This is a genomic window from Pseudomonas sp. B21-031, from assembly GCF_024748985.1.
Classification (GTDB): domain Bacteria; phylum Pseudomonadota; class Gammaproteobacteria; order Pseudomonadales; family Pseudomonadaceae; genus Aquipseudomonas; species Aquipseudomonas kermanshahensis.
Genome location: NZ_CP087181.1, coordinates 4,151,545 through 4,171,836, shown reverse-complemented (window position 1 = coordinate 4,171,836; position 20,292 = coordinate 4,151,545). Strand labels below are relative to the sequence as shown.

The 20,292-nt window shown below is 63.2% G+C and carries 22 protein-coding genes; 3 read left to right on the top strand and 19 right to left on the bottom strand.

The genetic code is table 11. From position 1 onward, the window contains the following. Nucleotides 1-49 precede the first annotated feature (49 nt). The 16 genes from LOY53_RS18530 to ccoN (LOY53_RS18455) form a co-directional block, all read right to left on the bottom strand. Complete coding sequence (locus LOY53_RS18530) at nt 50-598, bottom strand: adenine phosphoribosyltransferase (RefSeq protein ID WP_252825231.1); 549 nt, start codon at nt 596-598, stop codon at nt 50-52. A gap of 53 nt (nt 599-651) precedes the next feature. Next, entirely contained in the window at nt 652-1,386 is a 735-nt protein-coding gene (fnrA, locus tag LOY53_RS18525; protein ID WP_099454870.1) for a Crp/Fnr family transcriptional regulator FnrA, read from the bottom strand. A 186-nt stretch (nt 1,387-1,572) separates the two neighbouring features. After that, nucleotides 1,573-2,955, bottom strand: coding sequence for an oxygen-independent coproporphyrinogen III oxidase (gene hemN / locus LOY53_RS18520; RefSeq protein WP_186682711.1), 1,383 nt, complete (start codon nt 2,953-2,955; stop codon nt 1,573-1,575). A gap of 204 nt (nt 2,956-3,159) precedes the next feature. Next, a complete protein-coding gene (locus LOY53_RS18515) occupies nt 3,160-3,843 on the bottom strand; it encodes a sulfite exporter TauE/SafE family protein (RefSeq protein WP_252825230.1) in 684 nt (227 codons plus the stop codon). Beyond that, complete coding sequence (gene ccoS, locus LOY53_RS18510; protein ID WP_027592930.1) at nt 3,836-4,051, bottom strand: cbb3-type cytochrome oxidase assembly protein CcoS; 216 nt, start codon at nt 4,049-4,051, stop codon at nt 3,836-3,838. Before ccoS ends, LOY53_RS18515 begins: the two co-directional genes overlap by 8 nt. A 13-nt stretch (nt 4,052-4,064) precedes the next feature. Next, entirely contained in the window at nt 4,065-6,509 is a 2,445-nt protein-coding gene (locus LOY53_RS18505) for a heavy metal translocating P-type ATPase (protein WP_258703120.1), read from the bottom strand. A 143-nt stretch (nt 6,510-6,652) separates the two neighbouring features. Further along, complete coding sequence (locus LOY53_RS18500) at nt 6,653-7,180, bottom strand: FixH family protein (RefSeq protein WP_085272544.1); 528 nt, start codon at nt 7,178-7,180, stop codon at nt 6,653-6,655. 15 nt (nt 7,181-7,195) lie between these two features. Further along, nucleotides 7,196-8,611, bottom strand: a complete 1,416-nt coding sequence (gene ccoG / locus LOY53_RS18495) for a cytochrome c oxidase accessory protein CcoG (RefSeq protein ID WP_027592927.1) — start codon at nt 8,609-8,611, stop codon at nt 7,196-7,198. 299 nt (nt 8,612-8,910) lie between these two features. Then, nucleotides 8,911-9,891, bottom strand: coding sequence for a cytochrome-c oxidase, cbb3-type subunit III (ccoP, locus tag LOY53_RS18490; protein ID WP_252825228.1), 981 nt, complete (start codon nt 9,889-9,891; stop codon nt 8,911-8,913). After that, nucleotides 9,888-10,085 (bottom strand): CcoQ/FixQ family Cbb3-type cytochrome c oxidase assembly chaperone, encoded by a 198-nt coding sequence (locus LOY53_RS18485; protein WP_033699345.1) that lies wholly within the window; start codon nt 10,083-10,085, stop codon nt 9,888-9,890. Before LOY53_RS18485 ends, ccoP (LOY53_RS18490) begins: the two co-directional genes overlap by 4 nt. A gap of 5 nt (nt 10,086-10,090) precedes the next feature. Next, nucleotides 10,091-10,699 (bottom strand): cytochrome-c oxidase, cbb3-type subunit II, encoded by a 609-nt coding sequence (ccoO, locus tag LOY53_RS18480; protein WP_003254286.1) that lies wholly within the window; start codon nt 10,697-10,699, stop codon nt 10,091-10,093. After that, on the bottom strand, nt 10,699-12,141 hold the full coding sequence (gene ccoN / locus LOY53_RS18475; protein ID WP_027592924.1) for a cytochrome-c oxidase, cbb3-type subunit I: 1,443 nt from the start codon (nt 12,139-12,141) through the stop codon (nt 10,699-10,701). Before ccoN (LOY53_RS18475) ends, ccoO (LOY53_RS18480) begins: the two co-directional genes overlap by 1 nt. Nucleotides 12,142-12,596: 455 nt before the next feature. Continuing rightward, on the bottom strand, nt 12,597-13,538 hold the full coding sequence (ccoP, locus tag LOY53_RS18470; RefSeq protein WP_027592923.1) for a cytochrome-c oxidase, cbb3-type subunit III: 942 nt from the start codon (nt 13,536-13,538) through the stop codon (nt 12,597-12,599). Further along, on the bottom strand, nt 13,535-13,729 hold the full coding sequence (locus LOY53_RS18465) for a cbb3-type cytochrome c oxidase subunit 3 (RefSeq protein WP_027592922.1): 195 nt from the start codon (nt 13,727-13,729) through the stop codon (nt 13,535-13,537). Before LOY53_RS18465 ends, ccoP (LOY53_RS18470) begins: the two co-directional genes overlap by 4 nt. A 5-nt stretch (nt 13,730-13,734) precedes the next feature. Then, on the bottom strand, nt 13,735-14,343 hold the full coding sequence (gene ccoO, locus LOY53_RS18460; RefSeq protein WP_027592921.1) for a cytochrome-c oxidase, cbb3-type subunit II: 609 nt from the start codon (nt 14,341-14,343) through the stop codon (nt 13,735-13,737). Nucleotides 14,344-14,356: 13 nt separating this feature from the next. Then, on the bottom strand, nt 14,357-15,781 hold the full coding sequence (gene ccoN, locus LOY53_RS18455) for a cytochrome-c oxidase, cbb3-type subunit I (protein WP_027592920.1): 1,425 nt from the start codon (nt 15,779-15,781) through the stop codon (nt 14,357-14,359). A 49-nt stretch (nt 15,782-15,830) separates the two neighbouring features. Here ccoN (LOY53_RS18455) and LOY53_RS18450 point away from each other — a divergent pair, with 49 nt between their 5' ends. Beyond that, nucleotides 15,831-16,523, top strand: coding sequence for an alpha/beta family hydrolase (locus LOY53_RS18450; protein ID WP_258703119.1), 693 nt, complete (start codon nt 15,831-15,833; stop codon nt 16,521-16,523). Nucleotides 16,524-16,574: 51 nt separating this feature from the next. Here LOY53_RS18450 and LOY53_RS18445 read toward each other — a convergent pair whose 3' ends face one another. Both LOY53_RS18445 and LOY53_RS18440 read right to left on the bottom strand, forming a co-directional pair. Beyond that, nucleotides 16,575-16,859: a pyrimidine/purine nucleoside phosphorylase gene (locus tag LOY53_RS18445; RefSeq protein WP_099454863.1), complete on the bottom strand. Its 285-nt coding sequence runs from the start codon at nt 16,857-16,859 to the stop codon at nt 16,575-16,577. 73 nt (nt 16,860-16,932) lie between these two features. Continuing rightward, nucleotides 16,933-17,484, bottom strand: a complete 552-nt coding sequence (locus tag LOY53_RS18440) for an exonuclease domain-containing protein (protein ID WP_027592917.1) — start codon at nt 17,482-17,484, stop codon at nt 16,933-16,935. A 171-nt stretch (nt 17,485-17,655) separates the two neighbouring features. On the opposite strand from LOY53_RS18440, the gene LOY53_RS18435 reads away from it, so the two are divergent. After that, nucleotides 17,656-18,456 (top strand): ABC transporter substrate-binding protein, encoded by an 801-nt coding sequence (locus LOY53_RS18435; protein ID WP_252825225.1) that lies wholly within the window; start codon nt 17,656-17,658, stop codon nt 18,454-18,456. Between the two features lie 63 nt (nt 18,457-18,519). Then, nucleotides 18,520-19,533, top strand: coding sequence for a GNAT family N-acetyltransferase (locus LOY53_RS18430; protein WP_258703118.1), 1,014 nt, complete (start codon nt 18,520-18,522; stop codon nt 19,531-19,533). Between the two features lie 41 nt (nt 19,534-19,574). Here the strand turns inward: LOY53_RS18430 and LOY53_RS18425 are convergent, their stop codons facing one another. Further along, complete coding sequence (locus tag LOY53_RS18425; RefSeq protein WP_027592914.1) at nt 19,575-20,105, bottom strand: RNA polymerase factor sigma-70; 531 nt, start codon at nt 20,103-20,105, stop codon at nt 19,575-19,577. Nucleotides 20,106-20,292: the final 187 nt, after the last annotated feature.

Here is a 20,292-nt window from a genome sequence, read left to right as displayed (position 1 = left end):
TCTTCGCAGCGCAAGGCTGCTCCTACAAAAAGCGATGGCTGCAATGCACTCAGTATTCGTTCAGCGAAAACTCGGTCAGGCAGAAGGTCGGCACACCCGCAGCCTGCAGCCGGCGCGAACCATCCAGCTCCGGCAGGTCAATGATCGCTGCCGCTTCAAATACCTGAGCCCCGGTGCGACGTACCAGGTTGGCTGCCGCCAGCAGGGTGCCGCCAGTGGCAATCAGGTCATCGAAAATCAACACCGAGTCGCCTTCGCACAGGCTGTCGGCATGCACTTCGAGGAAGGCCTCGCCGTACTCGGTCTGATAACCCTCGCTCAGCACGTCAGCCGGCAGCTTGCCTTGTTTGCGGAACAGGATCAGCGGTTTGTTCAGCTGGTGGGCGATGATCGAGCCGATCAGGAAACCACGCGCGTCCATGGCGCCGATGTGGCTGAACTCAGCCTCGACATAACGCTCGATGAACTGGTCGGCGACATAGCGCAGCCCGCGCGGGGATTGGAACAGCGGGGTGATGTCGCGAAAGATCACACCCGGTTTGGGGAAGTCCACTACCGGGCGGATCAGGGCTTTGAGGTCGAAGGCTTCGCTATGCATTGTTGCGGGTATCCTGGAAAAACGATGGCGCCAGTATACCCGTTAACAAAGGCTCAGGCCTCCATTGCACCGCCGGCCAGCGCGCACAACTGAATCGGGTCGAGGATATGCACTTCTTTGCCTTCGGCGCGAATCAGGCCGTTTTGCTGGAAGCGGGTGAAGACTCGCGACACGGTTTCCACCGCCAGGCCCAGGTAATTGCCGATTTCGTTGCGCGACATGCTCAGGCGGAACTGGTTGGCCGAGTAGCCACGTGCGCGGAAGCGCGCGGACAGGTTGACCAGGAAGGTGGCGATGCGTTCGTCGGCGGTTTTCTTCGACAGCAGCAGCATCATTTGCTGGTCGTCGCGGATCTCGCGGCTCATCACACGCATCAACTGACGACGCAACTGTGGCAATTGCACCGAGAGTTCGTCGAGGCGTTCGAAGGGAATTTCGCACACCGACGTGGTCTCTTGGGCCTGGGCCGACACCGGGTAGGCTTCGGTGTCCATGCCGGACAGTCCGACCAGTTCGCTGGGCAGGTGGAAGCCGGTGATCTGCTCTTCGCCGCTGTCGCTGAGGCTGAAGGTTTTGAGGGCGCCGGAACGTACTGCGTAGACCGAGCCGAAATTGTCACCCTGGCGGAACAGAAACTCGCCTTTCTTCAGCGGCCGTCCACGTTTGACGATTTCATCCAGTGCTTCCATGTCTTCCAGGTTCAGCGAAAGAGGCAGGCACAGGGGGGCCAGGCTGCAATCCTTGCAATGGGCCTGGGTATGTGGGCGCAGTTTAACTGGCTCGGACATTTTCAATCGATCCTTGTGGGAAAGCACACATAAGACGTAAGGGTAACTCACGGCGTAGGTTGTAGGCCAGCGTGCGCTATTGTGGTGCGTGCTGGCGAAGCCTCGGCGGGTGCGCGCCGAGGCCTTTCGTGTACCCATAGTGTGCCGCACAAGCCCACTTGTCCATGCGGTTGAACGTCTCGCTTTTCAGATAACCCGTGAGAAGCGCTGGCGGTTTTGCATCGCCAGGTAGGCGTCGAACACCATGCACACCGAGCGCGCCAACAGGCGGCCGGCGGGCAGGATGCGGATACCCTTGTCGTCCAGGCTGATCAGGCCATCACGCTGCAAGGTCAGCAGTTCTGGCCAAAGGTCGTTGAAGTAGCCGCGAAAATCGATGGTAAAGGCCTGTTCGATCGGCTCGTAGTCCAGTTCGAAATGGCAGATCAACTGCTGGATCACTGCCCGGCGCAGGCGATCGTCGTGGTTGCACAGCAGGCCGCGCTGGGTGGCCAGTTGGGCGTTGGAGAGGCTGTCCTGGTAAGTGTTGAGGTCGCTGCTGTTCTGGCAATAGAGGTCGCCGATCTGGCTGATGGCAGACACCCCCAGGCCGATCAAGTCGCAATGGCCATGGGTGGTGTAGCCCTGGAAGTTGCGTTGCAGGGTGCCTTCTTCCTGGGCCATGGCCAGCTCATCGTCGGGCAGGGCGAAGTGGTCCATGCCGATGTAGCGGTAACCGGCGGCGGTAAGCTGGTCGATGGTGGCATGCAGCATCTCGAGCTTGGCTGACGGGCTCGGCAGGTCATTGTTGTCGATGCGTCGCTGAGGCATGAAGCGCTCGGGCAGGTGGGCGTAGTTGAACACCGACAGGCGGTCGGGTTGCAGGCGGATCACCTCTTCGACCGTGCGGGCAAAGCCTTCCGGGGTCTGCTTGGGCAGGCCGTAGATCAAGTCCAGGTTGATCGAACGGAACTGCAAGGTACGCGCTGCCTCGATCAGGGTGCGGGTCTGCTCCAGGCTCTGCAAGCGGTTGACCGCGCGCTGCACGGCCGGGTCCAGGTCCTGCACGCCCAGGCTGACACGGTTGAAGCCCAGCTCGCGAAGCAGGCCCATGGTCGACCAGTCGGCTTCGCGTGGGTCGATTTCGATGCCGTAGTCACCGGAATCGTCGTCCAGCAGGTTGAAGTGCTGGCGCAGGGTAGCCATCAGCTGACGCAATTCCACGGGGCTGAGGAAGGTGGGCGTGCCGCCGCCGAAGTGCAGTTGCTCGACCCGTTGCTTAGGGTCCAGGTGGCAGGCGATCAGCTGGATTTCCTGCTCCAGGCGTTGCAGGTAGGGCGCAGCGCGGCCACGGTCCTTGGTGATGACTTTGTTGCAGGCGCAGTAGTAGCAGATGTTGGCGCAGAACGGCACGTGCACGTACAGCGACAACGGTCGCACCGCCCGGCGGCTCTCGCGCAGGGCGTGGAGCAAGTCGAACGAGCCCACTTCGCTGTGCAGTTGCACGGCGGTCGGGTAGGAGGTGTAGCGTGGTCCGGCCAGGTCGTAGCGGCGGATCAGGTCGGTGTCCCAACGTAGGTCGTCGAGCATGTGGGCGGTCCCCGGATAGAGCGAGCAGTGTCCGGAGTCTATGGCCGTCTGTAGGAATCTGTGTTGATTTGTATCAAGAGCCTTTAGGGCCGCTGAGCGGCCCACCGCCGGCAAGCCAGCTCCCACAGGGGCCTCACTGCCTCAAGGCTTGTGCTGTAGCTGTGGGAGCTGGCTTGCCGGCGATGGGCTGCACAGCAGCCCGCTTCAGTGCCCCATCAACCAATGCTGGTGTGGCCCAGGCAGCGTCCACAGGCCAAACAGGATGACCAGCAACCCACCCGCCATGCGCACGCTGCGCCGTCGCAACAGGCTGCTGACCCGCTCCGCCGCCAAGCCCGTGGCCAGCAATACCGGCCAGGTGCCCAGCCCGAAGGCCAACATCAACGCCGCGCTGTACCCCGCATGCCCTTGGCTCGCAGCCCACAGCAACGTGCTGTACACCAGCCCGCACGGCAACCAGCCCCACAAGGCCCCCAGCAACAGGGCGCGCGGCAGGCTCGACACCGGCAGCAAGCGCGAGGCGACTGGCTGGATATGCCGCCACAGCCCCCGGCCCAGGGCCTCGATACGGGTCAACCCGCTCCACCAACCGGCCAGGTACAGCCCCATGGCAATCAACAGCAACGCGGCTAGCACCCGCAGCGCCAGGGCGGCCGGGCTGCTGGCCACGGCCCAGCCAGCCAGGCCCACCAGCAGGCCGGCGCAGGTATAGCTGAGAATGCGCCCGACGTTGTACGCCAACAGCAGCTGCAAGCGTCGGCCGCGCTGCTCGGGCGGGATGGCCAGGGTCAGCGCGCCCATGAGGCCGCCGCACATGCCCAGGCAGTGGCCGCCACCGAGCAAGCCAAGGATCAGCGCCGAGCCGAGCAGGGGCAGCAGGTCAGGCACGGGGTGGGGGTTCCTTGTCGTCTTCGGCCAGGCTGTCGTCCGGCTTGACCGCAGCCTGGTGGCGTGGGTCTTGGTCGTCGAACAGGATGCTGTGGGCAGGGCCTTCGAGGTCGTCGTACTGGCCGCTGTCCACCGCCCAGAAGAAGATGTACACGGCAACGCCGACAAGCAGCAGGGCGGCCGGGATCATGACATAGAGGGCTGGCATGGGCGGCTCCTGATCAGGCGGTGGCGGGTTGCGGGTGGCTGCTGGTGGCCGCCACGCCTGGCAGCCGGGTCAGGCGCAGGGCGTTGAGGACCACGATCAGCGAGCTCACCGACATGCCGATGGCCGCCCATACGGGGGTGATCCAGCCGAGCGCGGCAAACGGCAACATGAGGCCATTATACAGGGTCGCCCACAGCAGGTTCTCGAGGATGTTGCGGCGCGTGCGGCGGGCCAGGTCGAAGGCCTGTACCAGCGCCTGCAGGCGGTTGGACAGCAGCACCGCATCGGCGCTGGTCTTGGCCAGGTCAGTGGCGCTGCCCATGGCGATGCTGATGTCGGCGGCCGCCAGCACCGGCACGTCGTTGACCCCGTCGCCCAGCATCAGCACCTTGCGGCCAGCGGCTTGCAATGCCTTGAGCCGGTCCAGCTTGTCGTCCGGGCGCAGGCCGCCGATGGCCTGGTCGATGCCCAGTTGCGCCGCCACTTCGGCGACCATCGGCGAGCTGTCACCCGACAGCAGCAGCGTCCGCCAGCCCCGCGCCTTGCAGGCAGCGAGCAGGGCCGGGGCGTCATCGCGCAGGCGGTCATCGAGGCCGAACCAGGCCAGCGGCCCTTGGCGATCACCCAGCAGCAGCCATTGGCCGCGTGGCTCGGGCACGCCTGGGATTTCGGCGCCACTCAGGGCGCAGACGAACGTGGCCTGGCCGATACGCAAGCGCTGGCCGTCAACCAGCCCTTCCAAGCCAAGGCCTGGCACGGTCTGCACATCGTCCGCAGGCGCGGCGGTGCGGCCGAAAGCGCGCGCGATGGGGTGTTCGGAGCGGTTTTCCAGGGCTGCGGCCAGGGCCAGGCAACGGTCGGCGGCCAGGTCGCCCAGCGGGCGAATGCTGCGCAAGGTCAGGCGGCCTTCGGTGAGCGTGCCGGTCTTGTCGAAGATGACCGTGTCGATCTGGTTGAGGCCTTCGAGCACATGGCCGCGGGTCACCAGCAGGCCGAGTTTGTGCAGGGTGCCGGTGGCGGCGGTAAGGGCCGTGGGCGTGGCCAGGGACAGTGCGCAAGGGCAGGTTGCCACCAGCATGGCCAGCACGATCCAGAAGGCGCGGTCCGGGGCCAGGTGCCACCACCACAGGCCGATAGCCACGGCGGCTATCAAGGTAAACAGCAAGAACCACTGCGAAGCGCGATCGGCGATCTCGGCCAGGCGCGGTTTTTCGGTTTGCGCGCGTTCCAACAGGCGGACGATGGCCGACAGCCGCGAGTCGTGGCCGAGGGCTTCGACTTCCACGTTTAGGGTGCTCTCGACGTTCAGGGTGCCACCCGTGACCCGATCGCCGACGCGGCGCGGTTGCGGCAGGTATTCGCCGGTCAGCAGTGATTCGTCGACGCTGGAGCGGCCTTCGACGATGCGCCCATCGGCAGGGATTACCGCGCCGGGCAGGACTTGCACCGTGTCGCCGCGCTGCAGTTCGCTGAGCAGGATGCGCTCGGCACGGCCGATGAGGTCCAGGCGCAGGCACGAGGCGGGCAGCAGGTTGACCAGTTGCGCGGTGGCCGCCGCAGTGCGCTCGCGGGCGCGTCGCTCAAGGTAGCGACCGGTCAGCAGGAACAGCGCGAACATGCCGACGGTATCGAAATACAGCTCGCCGCTGCCGCTGATCGCGGTCCAAATCCCGGCGCCGAACGCCAGGGCGATGGCCAGCGATACCGAGACGTCCATGGTCAGGTGGCGGGTGCGCAGGTCGCGCGCTGCGCCTTTGAAGAACGGCGCGCAGCTGTAGAACACGATCGGGATGGTCAGAAACAGCGCGACCCAGCGCAGGATGGTGTGCAGCTCGGGCGACAGGTCTATGTTGAATTCGGGCCAAGTGGCCATGGTTGCCATCATCGCCTGGAACCACAGCAGCCCGGCGACACCCAGGCGCCGCAAGGCGCTGCGGTTCTCCCGGGCCAACTGTTCGGCGGCCTGGTCCGGTTGGTAGGGATGGGCGGCGTAGCCGATCTGGCGCAGCTCGGCGAGCAGGCGCGAGAGGGGCAACTGGTGGTCGTCCCAGGCCAGCAGCAGGCGGTGATTGGACAGGTTCAGGCGTGCTTCGGTGACCCCGGGCAGGTTGCGCAGGTGCTTTTCGATCAGCCAGCCGCAGGCGGCGCAACTGATGCCTTCGACCAGCAGGGTGGCTTCGGCCAGTTCGCCGGCGTGGCGGACGAAGGTTTGTTGCACGTCGCTGCGGTCGTAGAGCGCCAGTTCATCCTGCAGTTGCCTGGGCAAGGCTTCGGGGTTGGCGCTGGTGTCACTGCGGTGCTGGTAATAGTGCTCCAGGCCCCCGGCGACGATGGACTCGGCCACCGCCTGGCAGCCTGGGCAGCAGAACTGCCGGGGCTCGCCGAGGACCACGGCGGTGAAGCGGTTGCCAGCGGGGACGGGCAGGGCGCAGTGGTAGCAGGGGGTGGGTTGGGTCATAAGGCGAGCACGCATTGACTGTCAGGGACGGGTCCTGTGGGAGCGGGCTTGCCCCGCGAATGGGCCGGCATGGGCGACATCATAAGCAGGCTTGGCCCTTTCGCGGGGCAAGCCCGCTCCCACAGGTAGAGAAAGTGTCGCGATTATTTGTGTTCTGCGCCTAGCAACGCTTCATCGCCCAGCTGCAGGGTCACACCATGTTCCACCTTCTCTTCCTCGAACAACCGCCACACCTGCCCTTGCTGGCTGCCCAGCAGCTCGACGAAGCGCCGCCCTTCGACCTTGTCGTCCAGTTGCCCGACATAGCGCCCAGCCTCGGCACGGGTTAGCGCCACCTTGCGGTCCTTGTCCGGTTGGGTGGGCGAGATCAGATTCAGTTCCAGCGTTTGCGGGTCGCTGTCGCCCGTCAGGCGCAGGTCGACTTCGCCGGTCAGCTCATCCAAATGCACGCTGGCCTTGAGGTTCAAGGTCTGGGCCAGCAGCTCACGGTCCAGCGAGCGGTTGATGCCCTTGCCAGCCTCGTAGTAGTTGTCGTTGACCAGGTTGTCCGGGTTGCGCACGGCAATGCTGACCATGGTCAGGCTCAGGCACACCGAGGTGGTGAGGATGCCGATGATGATCCAGGGCCAGAGGTGCTTGTACCAAGGGCTGGCGGCGGTGGCGGCAGGCATTGTCGATAATCTCTCTCAGCGGATCTGTGGGCCGATGAAGCGGCTCTTGGCTTCAACCTGGGCGTCGCTGTCATCGGCGCTCTTGAGGATGAAGGTGATTTCGTTGGTGGTCGATGGCAGTTTCTCGGGTGCTATCGACAGCTGCACGGGCAGGCTGACGATATCACCGGCCGCCACGCGGATCTCGCGCTGGCCTTCGAGCTTGAGGTCTGGCAGGCCGGCGGCATCGAGCACGTAGACGTGGTCGCGTTGGTCTTTGTTCATGACCTTGAGGCTGTAGACGTTCTCGATCCGGCCCTGGGCGTTTTCGCGGTACAGCACGCGGTCTTTGCTGACGTCGAAGCCGACCAGCGAGCGGGTGGCGAAGGCGGTGGCCAGGGCGCCGATCATGACCAGCAGTACCAGCGCATAGCCGATCAGCCGAGGGCGCAGCATGTGGGTTTTCTGCCCGGACAGGTTGTGCTCGGTGGTGTAGCTGATCAGCCCTTTGGGGTAGTTCATCTTGTCCATGATGGTATCGCAGGCGTCGATGCAGGCGGCGCAGCCGATACACTCGATCTGCAGGCCGTCGCGGATGTCGATGCCGGTGGGGCAGACCTGCACGCACATGGTGCAGTCGATGCAGTCGCCCAGGCCTTGGGCCTTGTAGTCGATGTCTTTTTTACGCGGGCCACGGGTTTCGCCACGGCGCGGGTCGTAGGACACGATCAGCGTGTCCTTGTCGAACATCACGCTCTGGAAGCGTGCATAGGGGCACATGTACACGCACACCTGCTCGCGCAGCCAGCCGGCGTTGCCATAGGTGGCGAGGGTAAAGAAACCGACCCAGAAATAGGCCCAGCCATCGGCTTGGCCGGTGAAGAATTCGATGGCCAGCTCACGGATCGGCGAGAAGTATCCGACAAAGGTCATGCCGGTGACGAAACCGATCAGCAGCCACAGGCTGTGCTTGGCGAATTTGCGCAGGAACTTGTTGCCGCTCATGGGGGCGCGGTCAAGCTTCATGCGCTGGTTACGGTCACCCTCGGTGACTTTTTCGCACCACATGAAAATCCACGTCCACACGCTTTGCGGGCAGGTATAGCCGCACCACACCCGGCCGGCATACACGGTGACGAAGAACAGGCCGAACGCAGCGACGATGAGGATGCCTGACAGGAGGATGAAGTCCTGGGGCCAGATGGTGGCGCCGAAGATGTAGAACTTGCGCTCGGGCAGGTTCCACCAAACCGCCTGGTGACCGCCCCAGTTCAGCCACACGGTGCCGAAATAGAGCAGGAACAGCACGGCCCCGCCGACCATGCGCAGGCGGCGGAAGACGCCTGTGAAGGCGCGGGTGTAGATTTTCTCGCGGGAGGCGTAGAGGTCGACGGAATCCTTCCCTTTGTTGGCAGGCGGGGTGACGTCATGTACCGGAATTTGCTTGCTCATCATCAAGTCCCACGGCAGTGGAGAAATGCCGCGGCCAGTGCATGCCGGCCGCAGTCTCGCGCAATCTGCTAGCGCTCTGCGACCCATGATACGCCTGTGATGGCACCCAGGGGTTGCACTGCGACCTTTAGTCGCGTTGGGTTCGTGGTATGAATCGTGATATGGCGGGTGTCAATTGATCCAGGTCAGCTTGTGCTGGATTCTTCGCCGGTAAACCCGCTCCCACAGGGACCCCGCTGCCCTCAGGCTCGGCGAGATACCTGTGGGCGCGGGTTTACCCGCGAAGAGGCCGGACCTGCTTACTCAGCCTTTTGAGGCTCCTGCTCCTGATGCGACAGGCTGTACACATAAGCTGCCAGCAGGTGCACCTTGTCATTGCCCTGCAGCTGCTCCTGCGCCGGCATCTGCCCTTGGCGGCCATAGCGAATGGTCTGCTGAAGCTGGGCAAAGCTCGAGCCGTAGATGAACGCCTGTGGATGGGTCAGGTTTGGTGCACCCATGGCCGGCGTACCCTTGCCCTCTGGCCCGTGGCAGGCCACGCAGTTGGCGGCGAAGATTTTCTGCCCGTTTTCGGCATCGGCCTTGGCGCCTTCCGGCAGGGTGCGGCCATCGAGCTTGCTGACCACAAAGGCTGCCACATCGGCAACGCCTTGCTCGCCGATCACCTCGGACCAGGCCGGCATCACGCCGTGGCGACCGCCCATGATGGTGGTCTTGATGGTTTCCGGCTCACCGCCCCAACGCCAGTCGTTGTCGGTCAGGTTGGGGAAACCGTAGGCGCCCTTGGCGTCGGAGCCGTGGCACACCGAGCAGTTGGAAGCGAACAGCCGTGCGCCCATTTTCAGGGCCTGTGGGTCTTTGGCGACGTCCTCGATGGGCATCGCCGCGAACTTGGCGAAGATCGGCCCGAAGCGGGCATCGGCCTTGGCCATTTCCTTTTCCCACTCGTGCACGCCGGTCCAGCCCGGCTGGCCGTTGGCAAACTCGGTCTGCTTGTCGGTGTCCAGGTACGAATAGCCCGGCAGCATACCTTTCCAGTTACCCAGGCCTGGGTACAGCACCAGGTAGCCGAGGGCGAAGATGATGGTGCCGACGAACAGCCAGAACCACCATTTGGGCAGCGGGTTGTCATATTCCTCAATGCCATCGAAGGCATGCCCGACGGTCTCGTCGGTGACCTCTTCGCGCTGGCCCTTGCGGGTCGACAGCAGCAGCCAGGTCAGTGAGAAGATGGTGCCCAGGGTCAGGACGGTGACGTACAGACTCCAGAAGGTTGTCATTGTTTTTTGCTCCCAGAAGCTTTTGCTTGCGCTTGCTCGACGTGCCGGGTGGCTTCGGGATCATCCGCGAAGGGCAACCGGGTCGCCTCGTCGAACTCCTGCTTGCGCCGTGGGTTGAACACCCACAGCGCCAGGCCTACGAAGGCCACCATCACCACGACGGTGCCCAGGCCGCGAATCATCCCGATATCCATCAGCGTCACCGTTTGCTTTTGATGATGGTGCCAAGACCCTGCAGGTACGCGACGATGGCGTCCATCTCGGTCTTGCCCTTGACCGCGTCCCGCGCGCCGGCGATGTCGGCGTCGGTGTACGGCGTGCCGAGGGTCCGCAGGACTTCCATCTTCTTCGCGGTGTCCTTGCCGTCGAGTTTGTTCTCGACCAGCCACGGGTAGGACGGCATCTTCGATTCGGGCACCACGTTGCGCGGGTTGTACAGGTGCGCACGGTGCCAGTCGTCGGAGTAGCGGCCGCCCACGCGGGCCAGGTCCGGGCCGGTGCGCTTGGAGCCCCACAGGAAGGGGTGGTCCCACACGCTTTCACCGGCGACCGAGTAATGGCCGTAGCGCTCGGTCTCGGCGCGGAACGGGCGGATCATCTGCGAGTGGCAGCCCACGCAGCCTTCGCGGATGTAGATGTCGCGGCCTTCAAGCTCCAACGCGGTGCGCGGCTTCATGCCTTCAACGGGTTTGTTGGTGACGTCCTGGAAAAACAGCGGGACGATCTGGGTCAGGCCACCGACGCTGACGGCGATGACCATGAAGAAGGCCAGCAGGCCTATGTTCTTCTCGACGGCTTCATGCTTCATCAGTGCGCTCCCACGACGACGATCTTGGCGGCTTCATCTGCTTCAACCGGGTTGGCCGCGCGTACGGTGCGGAACACGTTGTAGGCCATCAGCAACATGCCCGAGGCGAAGAATGCACCGCCCAGCGCGCGGACGATGTAGCCCGGGTGGCTGGCCTGCAAGGCTTCGACGAAGGAGTAGGTGAGCGTGCCGTCATCGTTGATGGCGCGCCACATCAGGCCCTGGGTGATGCCGTTGACCCACATCGAGGCGATGTACAGCACGGTGCCGATGGTCGCCAGCCAGAAGTGCGCGTTGATCAAGCCGACGCTGTGCATCTGCGCCCGGCCATACAGCTTGGGAATCATGTGATAAACCGCGCCGATCGAGATCATCGCTACCCAACCAAGGGCGCCGGCGTGGACGTGGCCGATGGTCCAGTCGGTGTAGTGCGACAGCGAGTTCACGGTCTTGATGGCCATCATCGGGCCTTCGAAGGTGGACATGCCGTAGAACGCCAGCGATACCACGAGGAAGCGCAGGATCGGGTCGGTGCGCAATTTATGCCAGGCACCGGACAGGGTCATCATGCCGTTGATCATGCCACCCCAGCTTGGCGCCAGCAGGATGATCGACATCACCATGCCCAGCGACTGTGCCCAGTCGGGCAGGGCGGTGTAGTGCAGGTGGTGCGGGCCGGCCCAGATGTACAGGGTGATCAGCGCCCAGAAGTGCACGATCGACAGGCGATACGAGTAGATCGGCCGCTCGGCCTGCTTGGGCACGAAGTAGTACATCATTCCCAGGAAGCCGGTGGTGAGGAAGAAGCCCACCGCGTTGTGGCCGTACCACCATTGGATCATGGCGTCAGTGGCGCCGGAGTAGGCCGAGTACGACTTGAACAGGCTGACAGGCAGCGAGATGTGGTTGACGATGTGCAGCATCGCGGTGACCACGATGAACGCGCCGTAGAACCAGTTGCCGACGTAGATGTGCTTGGTCTTGCGCTTGACGATGGTGCCGAAGAACACCAGCCCGTAGGTCACCCAGACAATGGCCAGCAGGATCGCCAGCGGCCATTCCAGCTCGGCGTATTCCTTGGTGGTGGTGTAGCCCATCGGCAGGGTGATCAGTGCGCCGACGATCACCGCTTGCCAACCCCAGAAGGTGAAGGCCGCCATGCTGTCGGAGATCAGCCGGGTCTGGCAGGTGCGCTGCACCACGTAGTAGCTGGTGCCGAACAACGCACAGCCGCCGAAGGCGAAGATCACCAGGTTGGTGTGCAACGGGCGCAGGCGGCCGAAGCTGGTCCAGGGCAGGTCCAGGTTCAGTTGCGGCCATACCAGTTGCGAGGCGATGAAAACGCCGAGGCCCATGCCAAGGATCCCCCAGACCACCGTCATGATGGCGAACTGGCGGACGACCTTATAGTTATAAGCAGTCGGACTGATTGCTGTGCTCATTCTAAGGTTCCACGGTTTTGATGTTCTTGTTGGTCGAAAAATCGGCGCCAGTATCGATAACCCCTCGGGTTACCGCAACGCAACTTTGGTACGCCGACCCGTGTCCAAGCCCGTCCACCTGTGTCCAGCGGTGTTGGGTTCGAACGATTGTACACAAATAAATATTTGTAATGTGTACCGTTTTTCATCTTTTTCTGATCGATCGGTCAGGCTTTTTTGTCGGACGGCACCAGGCTATGCGCCGCGTCTGCTTCGCTGGATTGGCAGCGAAGCCCACTGAGGCAACAAGCTTAGTTCGGTTAGGGGGGGGTGCAAGGGGAGGGGGTATGGCGGGGGAGGGCGTGGGGGCTGCTTTGCAGCCCATTCGCAGCACAAGGCTGCGCCTACAAGAAGCATGCGATCGCCTGTAGGAGCAGCCTTGCGCTGCGAATGGGCCGCAAACCAGCCCCCTGGTATTACTTAACAGTCACTGCTTCAGGCGCGTCACCGTGCGACAGGCTATACACATAAGCCGCCAGCAAGTGCACCTTGTCATTGCCCTGGATCTCGGCCTGTGCCGGCATCTGCCCCTGGCGACCATAACGAATGGTCTGTTGCAACTGGGCAAAGCTCGAGCCGTAGATGAACGCCTGCGGGTGAGTCAGGTCAGGCGCGCCCATGGCTGGGGTGCCTTTGGCTTCAGGCCCGTGGCAGGCCACGCAGTTGCCGGCGAAGATTTCCTTGCCTTTGGCCGGGTCGGCCTTGACCCCTTCCGGCAAGCTGCGGCCATCCAGGTTGGTCAGCACGAACGCCGCCACATCGGCCACGCCCTGCTCGCCAATGACCTCGGCCCAAGCCGGCATCACGCCGTGGCGACCGTTCATGATCGAGGCCTTGATGGTCTCCGGCTCGCCGCCCCAGCGCCAGTCCTTGTCGGTCAGGTTGGGGAAGCCATAGGCGCCTTTGGCGTCCGAGCCGTGGCACACCGAACAGTTGGAGGCGAACAGGCGGCTGCCCATCTTCAGGGCTTGCGGGTCCTTGGCCACTTCCTCGACCGGCATTGCCGCGTACTTGGCGAAGATCGGGCCGAACTTGGCATCGGCCTTGTCCATTTCCTTCTGCCATTCGTTGACCCCGGTCCAGCCGTTGTCGTAGCCCGGCAGGATGCCTTTCCAGTTACCCAGGCCTGGATAGAGGATCAAGTAGCCGACCGAGAACACCAGGGTGCCCACGAACAACCAGAACCACCACTTGGGCAGCGGGTTGTCGTATTCCTCGATGCCATCGAAGCTGTGGCCCATGGTCTGGTCGGTGGTGTCGGTACTCTGGCCCTTGCGGGTCGACAGCAGCAGCCAGGTAAGGCCGATCAAACTGCCGATGGTCAGTACGCTGATGTACGTACTCCAGAAGGTGGTCATTGCCCGGAACTCCTCTTGGCAGCAGGTTCCTGCCCGGCAGGGGGCAGGCGGTCGTCGACGAAGGGCAGCAGGCGCGCTTCGGCGAAATCACGGTCGCGGCGGCGGTTGAATACCCAGAGCGAGAGGCCGATGAAGGCGATCATCACCACCAGGGTGCCCAGCCCGCGGATCATGCCGATGTCTATTTCCATCGCACTCACCTCTTGTTCTTGATCGCGGTGCCGAGCACCTGCAGGTAAGCGACCAGCGCGTCCATCTCGGTCTTGCCCTTGACCGCGTCGCGGGCACCGGCGATGTCCGCGTCGGTGTACGGCACGCCGAGGGTTCGCAGGGTGCGCATCTTGGTTTCGGTGTGGCTGTTGTCGACCTGCTCGGCGACTAGCCACGGGTAGGACGGCATCTTCGACTCGGGCACCACGTTGCGCGGGTTATACAGGTGCGCGCGGTGCCAGTCGTCCGAGTAGCGGCCGCCCACGCGGGCCAGGTCCGGGCCGGTGCGCTTGGAGCCCCACAGGAACGGGTGGTCCCACACGCTCTCGCCGGCGACCGAGTAGTGGCCGTAGCGTTCGGTCTCGGCGCGGAATGGGCGAATCATCTGCGAGTGGCAGCCGACGCAGCCTTCGCGGATGTAGATGTCGCGGCCTTCCAGTTGCAGCGCGGTGTAGGGTTTCATGCCTTCGACCGGCTTGTTGGTGACGTCCTGGAAGAACAGCGGGACGATCTGGGTCAGGCCGCCGATGCTGACGGCAAACACCATCAGCAGCGCCATCAGGCCGATGTTTTTCTCGATGACTTCATGTTTCATCAGGCGTGTCTCCTCAGGCCAGCTGGGCGTTCGCAGGGGCGGCGTCAGTGGCTGGCGCACGCACCGTACGCCAGGTGTTCCAGGCCATCAGGAACATGCCACTGAGGAAGATCGCACCGCCGACGAAGCGCACGATGAAGCCAGGGTGGCTGGCCACCAGGGTTTCGACGAACGAGTAGGTGAGCGTGCCGTCGCTGTTGACCGCGCGCCACATCAGGCCCTGGGCGATGCCGTTGACCCACATCGAGGCGATGTACAGCACGGTGCCGATGGTCGCCAGCCAGAAGTGCGCGTTGATCAGGCCGATGCTGTGCATCTGCTCTTTGCCGAACACTTTGGGGATGGTGTGGTACAGCGCGCCGATCGAGATCATCGCCACCCAACCCAGGGCGCCGGCGTGGACGTGGCCGATGGTCCAGTCGGTGTAGTGCGACAGGGCGTTGACCGTCTTGATGGCCATCATCGGGCCTTCGAAGGTGGACATGCCGTAGAACGCCAGCGATACCACGAGGAAGCGCAGGATTGGGTCGCTGCGCAACTTATGCCAAGCGCCAGAGAGGGTCATCATGCCGTTGATCATGCCGCCCCAGCTCGGTGCCAGGAGGATCAGCGACATCACCATGCCCAGCGACTGTGCCCAGTCGGGCAGCGCGGTGTAGTGCAGGTGGTGCGGGCCAGCCCAAATGTACAGGGTGATCAGTGCCCAGAAGTGCACGATTGACAGGCGATAGGAATACACCGGCCGCTCGGCCTGCTTGGGCACGTAGTAGTACATCATGCCCAGGAAGCCTGCGGTCAGGAAGAAGCCCACCGCGTTGTGGCCGTACCACCACTGGACCATGGCGTCGGTAGCGCCCGCGTAGACCGAGTAGGACTTGGTCAGGCTGACCGGCAGCTCCAGGTTGTTGATGATGTGCAGCATCGCCACGGTCAGGATGAAGGCCCCGAAGAACCAGTTACCCACGTAGATATGCTTGGTGTTGCGCTTCATCAGCGTGCCGAAGAACACGATGGCGTAGCAGACCCAGACAATGGTGATCAGGATGTCGATCGGCCATTCCAGCTCGGCGTATTCCTTGGAGCTGGTGTAGCCCAGCGGCAGGCTGATGGCCGCGAGCAGGATCACCAGTTGCCAGCCCCAGAAGGTGAACGCGGCCAGTTTGGGTGAAAACAGGGTGGTCTGGCAGGTACGTTGCACCGAATAATACGAGGTGGCGAACAGTGCACAGCCGCCGAAGGCGAAGATCACCGCATTGGTATGCAGAGGGCGCAGGCGGCCGAAGCTGGTCCAGGGGAGGTCGAAGTTGAGGGACGGCCAGGCGAGCTGGGCGGCGATGAAAACGCCGAGCCCCATCCCGACGATTCCCCACACCACCGTCATGATGGCGAATTGGCGGACCACCTTGTAGTTGTAGGCGGTACTGCTGGTTGTGTTCATGTATGGGTTCCCATCCACGGTTATTGGCAGGCTATAGAGCGAGGCAAGCATGATTAATGGGCAAAGTGCCGGTATTGACGGGGATCAATGGGCGAAGGTCGGAAATGTCCCAGGCTTGCGCTGCGATCTTCCGAAAATTCAAGGGGATGACGGCTATAAAGGCTGTCTGATCCTGGCCCATGGTGCCGGTGCGCCGATGGACAGCGGGTTCATGGACGAGATGGCGCAAAGGCTCGCGGCGCTTGGGGTCGGGGTGATTCGCTTCGAGTTCCCGTACATGGCCGAGCGCAGGGTGAACGGCGGCAAGCGGCCGCCCAATCCGCAGAAGGTGCTATTGCAATGCTGGCGCGAGGTGTACCGGCAGGTGCGACCTTTGGTCACAGGTAAGCTGGCTATCGGTGGCAAGTCCATGGGCGGGCGTATGGCCAGCTTGTTGGCCGACGAACTCGAAGCGGATGCACTGGTGTGCCTGGGGTATCCGTTCTATGCGGTGGGCAAGCCGGAGAAGCCCAGGGTCGAGCACCTGGCGGGGCTGAAGACACCGACGTTGATCGTGCAGGGCGAACGGGATGCGCTGGGTAACCGTGAGGCTGTAGCGGGGTATGCACTGTCACCGGCGATCGAGGTGAGCTGGCTGGTGGCGGGCGATCATGACCTGAAGCCGTTGAAGGCCTCGGGGTTCAGCCATGCGCAGCATTTGCAGGCGGCGGCTGAGAAGGTGGCGGGGTTTTTGTCGAAATAGTGCTGGATTCTTCGCGGGCTTGCCCGCGAAGAGGCCGATGCAGGCCAGCGCTTAGTCGCGGTACTCGCACAGGTAGGCGGTATCCACTTTCACCTGCAGCTGGAACTTGCTGTCAGCGGCCACATTGAACTTGTCGCCAGCCTTGAAGGTTTCCCAGTTGTCGCTACCCGGCAGCTTGACGGTCAAAGCACCGGAAATCACATGCATGATTTCGCGCTTGGCCGTGCCGAACTCGTATTCGCCCGGTGCCATCACACCCACGGTGGCCGGACCTTCTTCGCCTGCGAATGCGATCGACTTGACGGTGCCGTTGAAGTACTCGTTGACCTGGAACATGGGCGACTCCTGAACAGGGGGATGAAAAAGGGCTGGCCAGTATGCCCAAGGCCATCCCCGTCGTCATCTGCTTTCAGGTGCCATTGGCCGGCAGGCTCAAGGGCAGTAGCCGCGCGGTATTGCGCGCATCTTCCAGGGCCCGGTGCTGCTGCCCGCAAAAGTGCATGCCGGCCAGTTGCAAGGCGCCATTGAGGCCGGTCGGCCGCTGCAGGTGACGGGCTTTGGCGAAGCGCTGCTTGAGGTTGATGTGCGGCACGTTGCGCAGCAGGCTGTCGAGCCCGTGCTGTTGCCATTCCTGCAGTAACTGCTGGCGATCGTAGTCGCCCCAGCTGACCCAGGCCTGCAACTGCCCGCGATGGTGCCCCAGCCAGCGCTCGAAGCGCGCCCACACCTCAGGGAAGGGCGCGGCGCTGTCGACGCTGGCCTGGCTGATGTGCGTGAGCTCGCGGCAAAACGGCGTCAGCTGTGGCCGCCGCCGGGGCCGTACGAAACGCTGGAAGTGGTCGACTTCGCGGCCTTCGCGGGTTACCAGGCTTGCACCGATTTCAATGATTTCCATCTCTGTGACCGGCCACCCACCATCGTCGGTGGTGGCTTCCAGGTCGATCACCAACCAATGGCCCATACCAGGCTCCCTTGCAGATCCTGCTAGAGCGTAGCCAATGTCTGGCCTTACGGCACCCCCTGGCAATTTGCCGCCTGCTTTGGCACAAAGGCCGGCGACCAGCAGTTGTGCCCTGCCCGGAAAACGCCTAGCTTAGGCGCAACCAGGTACGAACCGTGATGAGTGTGCGTCTTGACCCCAGCGCCCGGCTTAAAGGCCTTGCCCATTCTGCTGATGCTGGCCGCGCTCTGGCTGGCGATACCAGGCTGGGCTGCCGACGTGATCGAAGTGAAGATCGGCGCCGCGCACTTCCCGCCCTACACCGTGCGCCCCGAGCAGGGGGCTGACACCGGTCTGTTGCCGCAGTTGGTCGCAGCCCTGAACCGTGCGCAACAGGGCTACCATTTTGTGCTGGTGCCCACCTCCATCCAGCGGCGCTTTGGCGATTTGCAGCAGGGCCGCACCGACCTGGCGATCTTCGAGAACCCGCAATGGGGCTGGCAGGGCATTGCCCATCAGACCGTGGACATGGGCCTGGAGGATGCCGAGGTGTTCGTTGCCAGCCAGGCCAATGGCCGTGACCCGCGGTACTTCGATGAGCTGCGCGGCAAGCGCCTGGCGCTGTTCAACGGCTATCACTACGCCTTCGCCCGCTTCAATGCCGACCCTGACTACTTGCGTAAAGCCTTCAACGCGACCCTGACCTACTCCCACGACAGCAACCTGCTGATGGTGCAGGCTGGCCGTGCCGACATCGCCCTGGTCACGCGTTCGTACTTAAGCGACTTTCTGCAGCGTAACCCCGACAGCCAGACGCAACTGGTGGCATCGCAGCGGATCGACCAGGTCTATCACCACTACGCCTTGCTACGCCCGGGCGCGCCCATCGGCGAGCAGTCGTTCGCGGCCCTGATGCGTGCCCTGCGCGACAACGGGGAACTGACGCGTATCTTCCAGCCCTACCGGATCACGGTGCAGGCGCCGCGCGACTAAATTCCGCTGCTGCGGCAACGTTTTCCACGGTGAGCCTTCTTTTCATCTTCGTGAGCCAAGACCATGCCGTTCGATGCCGCTTCGCAGCCACTGTCACCGCCACGCTGGCGCACCCTCAGCGCCGATGAGGGCGATAGCTGGCTGAGCCTGACCCTTGAAGGGCGCCCGCTGATCCAGTTGCGGCTGGTGCCGGGTGCGTGCCTGGAAGTGCACCTGCAAAGCCTTTGCCCAGAGCGCCCATATCAGGCCCTGTGGGCCGCCTGCTATTGGCTGCTATCGCGTGATGTCGCCTGCCAGCGCCTGGCCTGGCACCTGCCCGAGGGCGTGCCACAGGCGTTCGCCAGCGGGCTGTTGCTGCCCGGCGAGCAGCCGGGCGTATACCTGTGCGAGCGTGCGCTGTTCTGGCAGTTGCCCCAGCCTTGGCTCGGCGACACGGCTGCGAGTGTTTACCCGCAGCAGATGCAGATCAGCAACGGCAAGCGCCATCCGCGCCGGGCGCCCAAGCCCCGCGGCGAAGTGTACCGGCGCTTCGATGCGCGCCTGGGCAGTTGGGTGTCGCTGCGCGCACTGGAAATCGATCAAGACCTGGAGCGCTTCAGCCGCTGGCAGAACAACCCCCGGGTCGACGCGTTCTGGCAGGAAAGCGGCTCTTTACAGCAGCACCGTGAATACCTGGAAAAGCTGGAAGCCGACCCGCATACCCTAACGCTCATCGGCTGCTTCGACGATGAGCCGTTCGCCTACTTCGAGGCGTATTGGGCAAAGGAAGACCGGATTGCGCCGTTCTACTCGGCCGATGATTACGACCGCGGCATTCACATGTTGGTAGGGGAGGAGGCGCACCGTGGGCCGCACAAGGTGGCCAGCTGGTTATCGGCGCTGGTGCACTACCTGTTCCTCGATGACCCGCGCACCCAACGGGTGGTGGCCGAGCCGCGGGCGGACAACGGCAAGATGATCGGCTACATGCACGATCAGTGTTTCCATTGCGACAAAGAATTCGACTTCCCGCACAAGCGCGCGGCGCTGATGATTCTGGGGCGGGAGCGGTTTTTCGATCGGTGTACCTTGGTCTGAGATTGCTGGGGGCGCTTCGCACCCCCAGCCATTTCAACTATTCAGACCTGACGGTTGGCCGTCTTGCGGCAATGCACCAAGGCATCGCGAATCATGAAGTTGACCAAGGTCGGCGATACGCCCAGTTCCTTGGCGATGTCCTTTTGCGGCACGCCGTGCAAACGGTACATCTCGAACGCATAACGGGTGCGCTGTGGCAACTCGCTCAATGCCTCGGCGATGTCATCGAGGGCGGCGAGGTTGATGTGCGTGGCTTCGGGCGAGGCGTTCTGGATGACCACGTTCAGGCCTTCCTCTTCGCTGCCGGAATATTTCAGCTCCATCGCCTGCTTGCGGTAGTGGTCGATGGCCAGGTTGCGCACGATCTGGAACAGGTAGCTGAGTTGCGCCTTGAAGGACGAGGTGATCTGCGGGGCGGCGCTGAGCCGGAAGAATGCATCTTGCACCACGTCTTCCGCGCGTGAGCGGCAGCCGGTGATGCGCGCAGCGATCTTGACCAGAATGCTGCGATTGTCGACGAAGGCCTGGAGTAATGGTGAATCGCACTTACTTGTGGATAGTTGTTCCGCCATGGAAATCACCTTGTCACAGAGGGGAGAGGAGGCACCCAAGGTTGGGAAGCTTCCCGAGACGTGCGACAAGCTATTCAGAATGATAATGATTGTCAAATACGAAACGTAATTAGTATCTGTACGTTTCGGTTCTAAGCAAGGATTGAGACGTGTGTCGCGTGGGCACTCGGTCTCCCACGCGCCACAC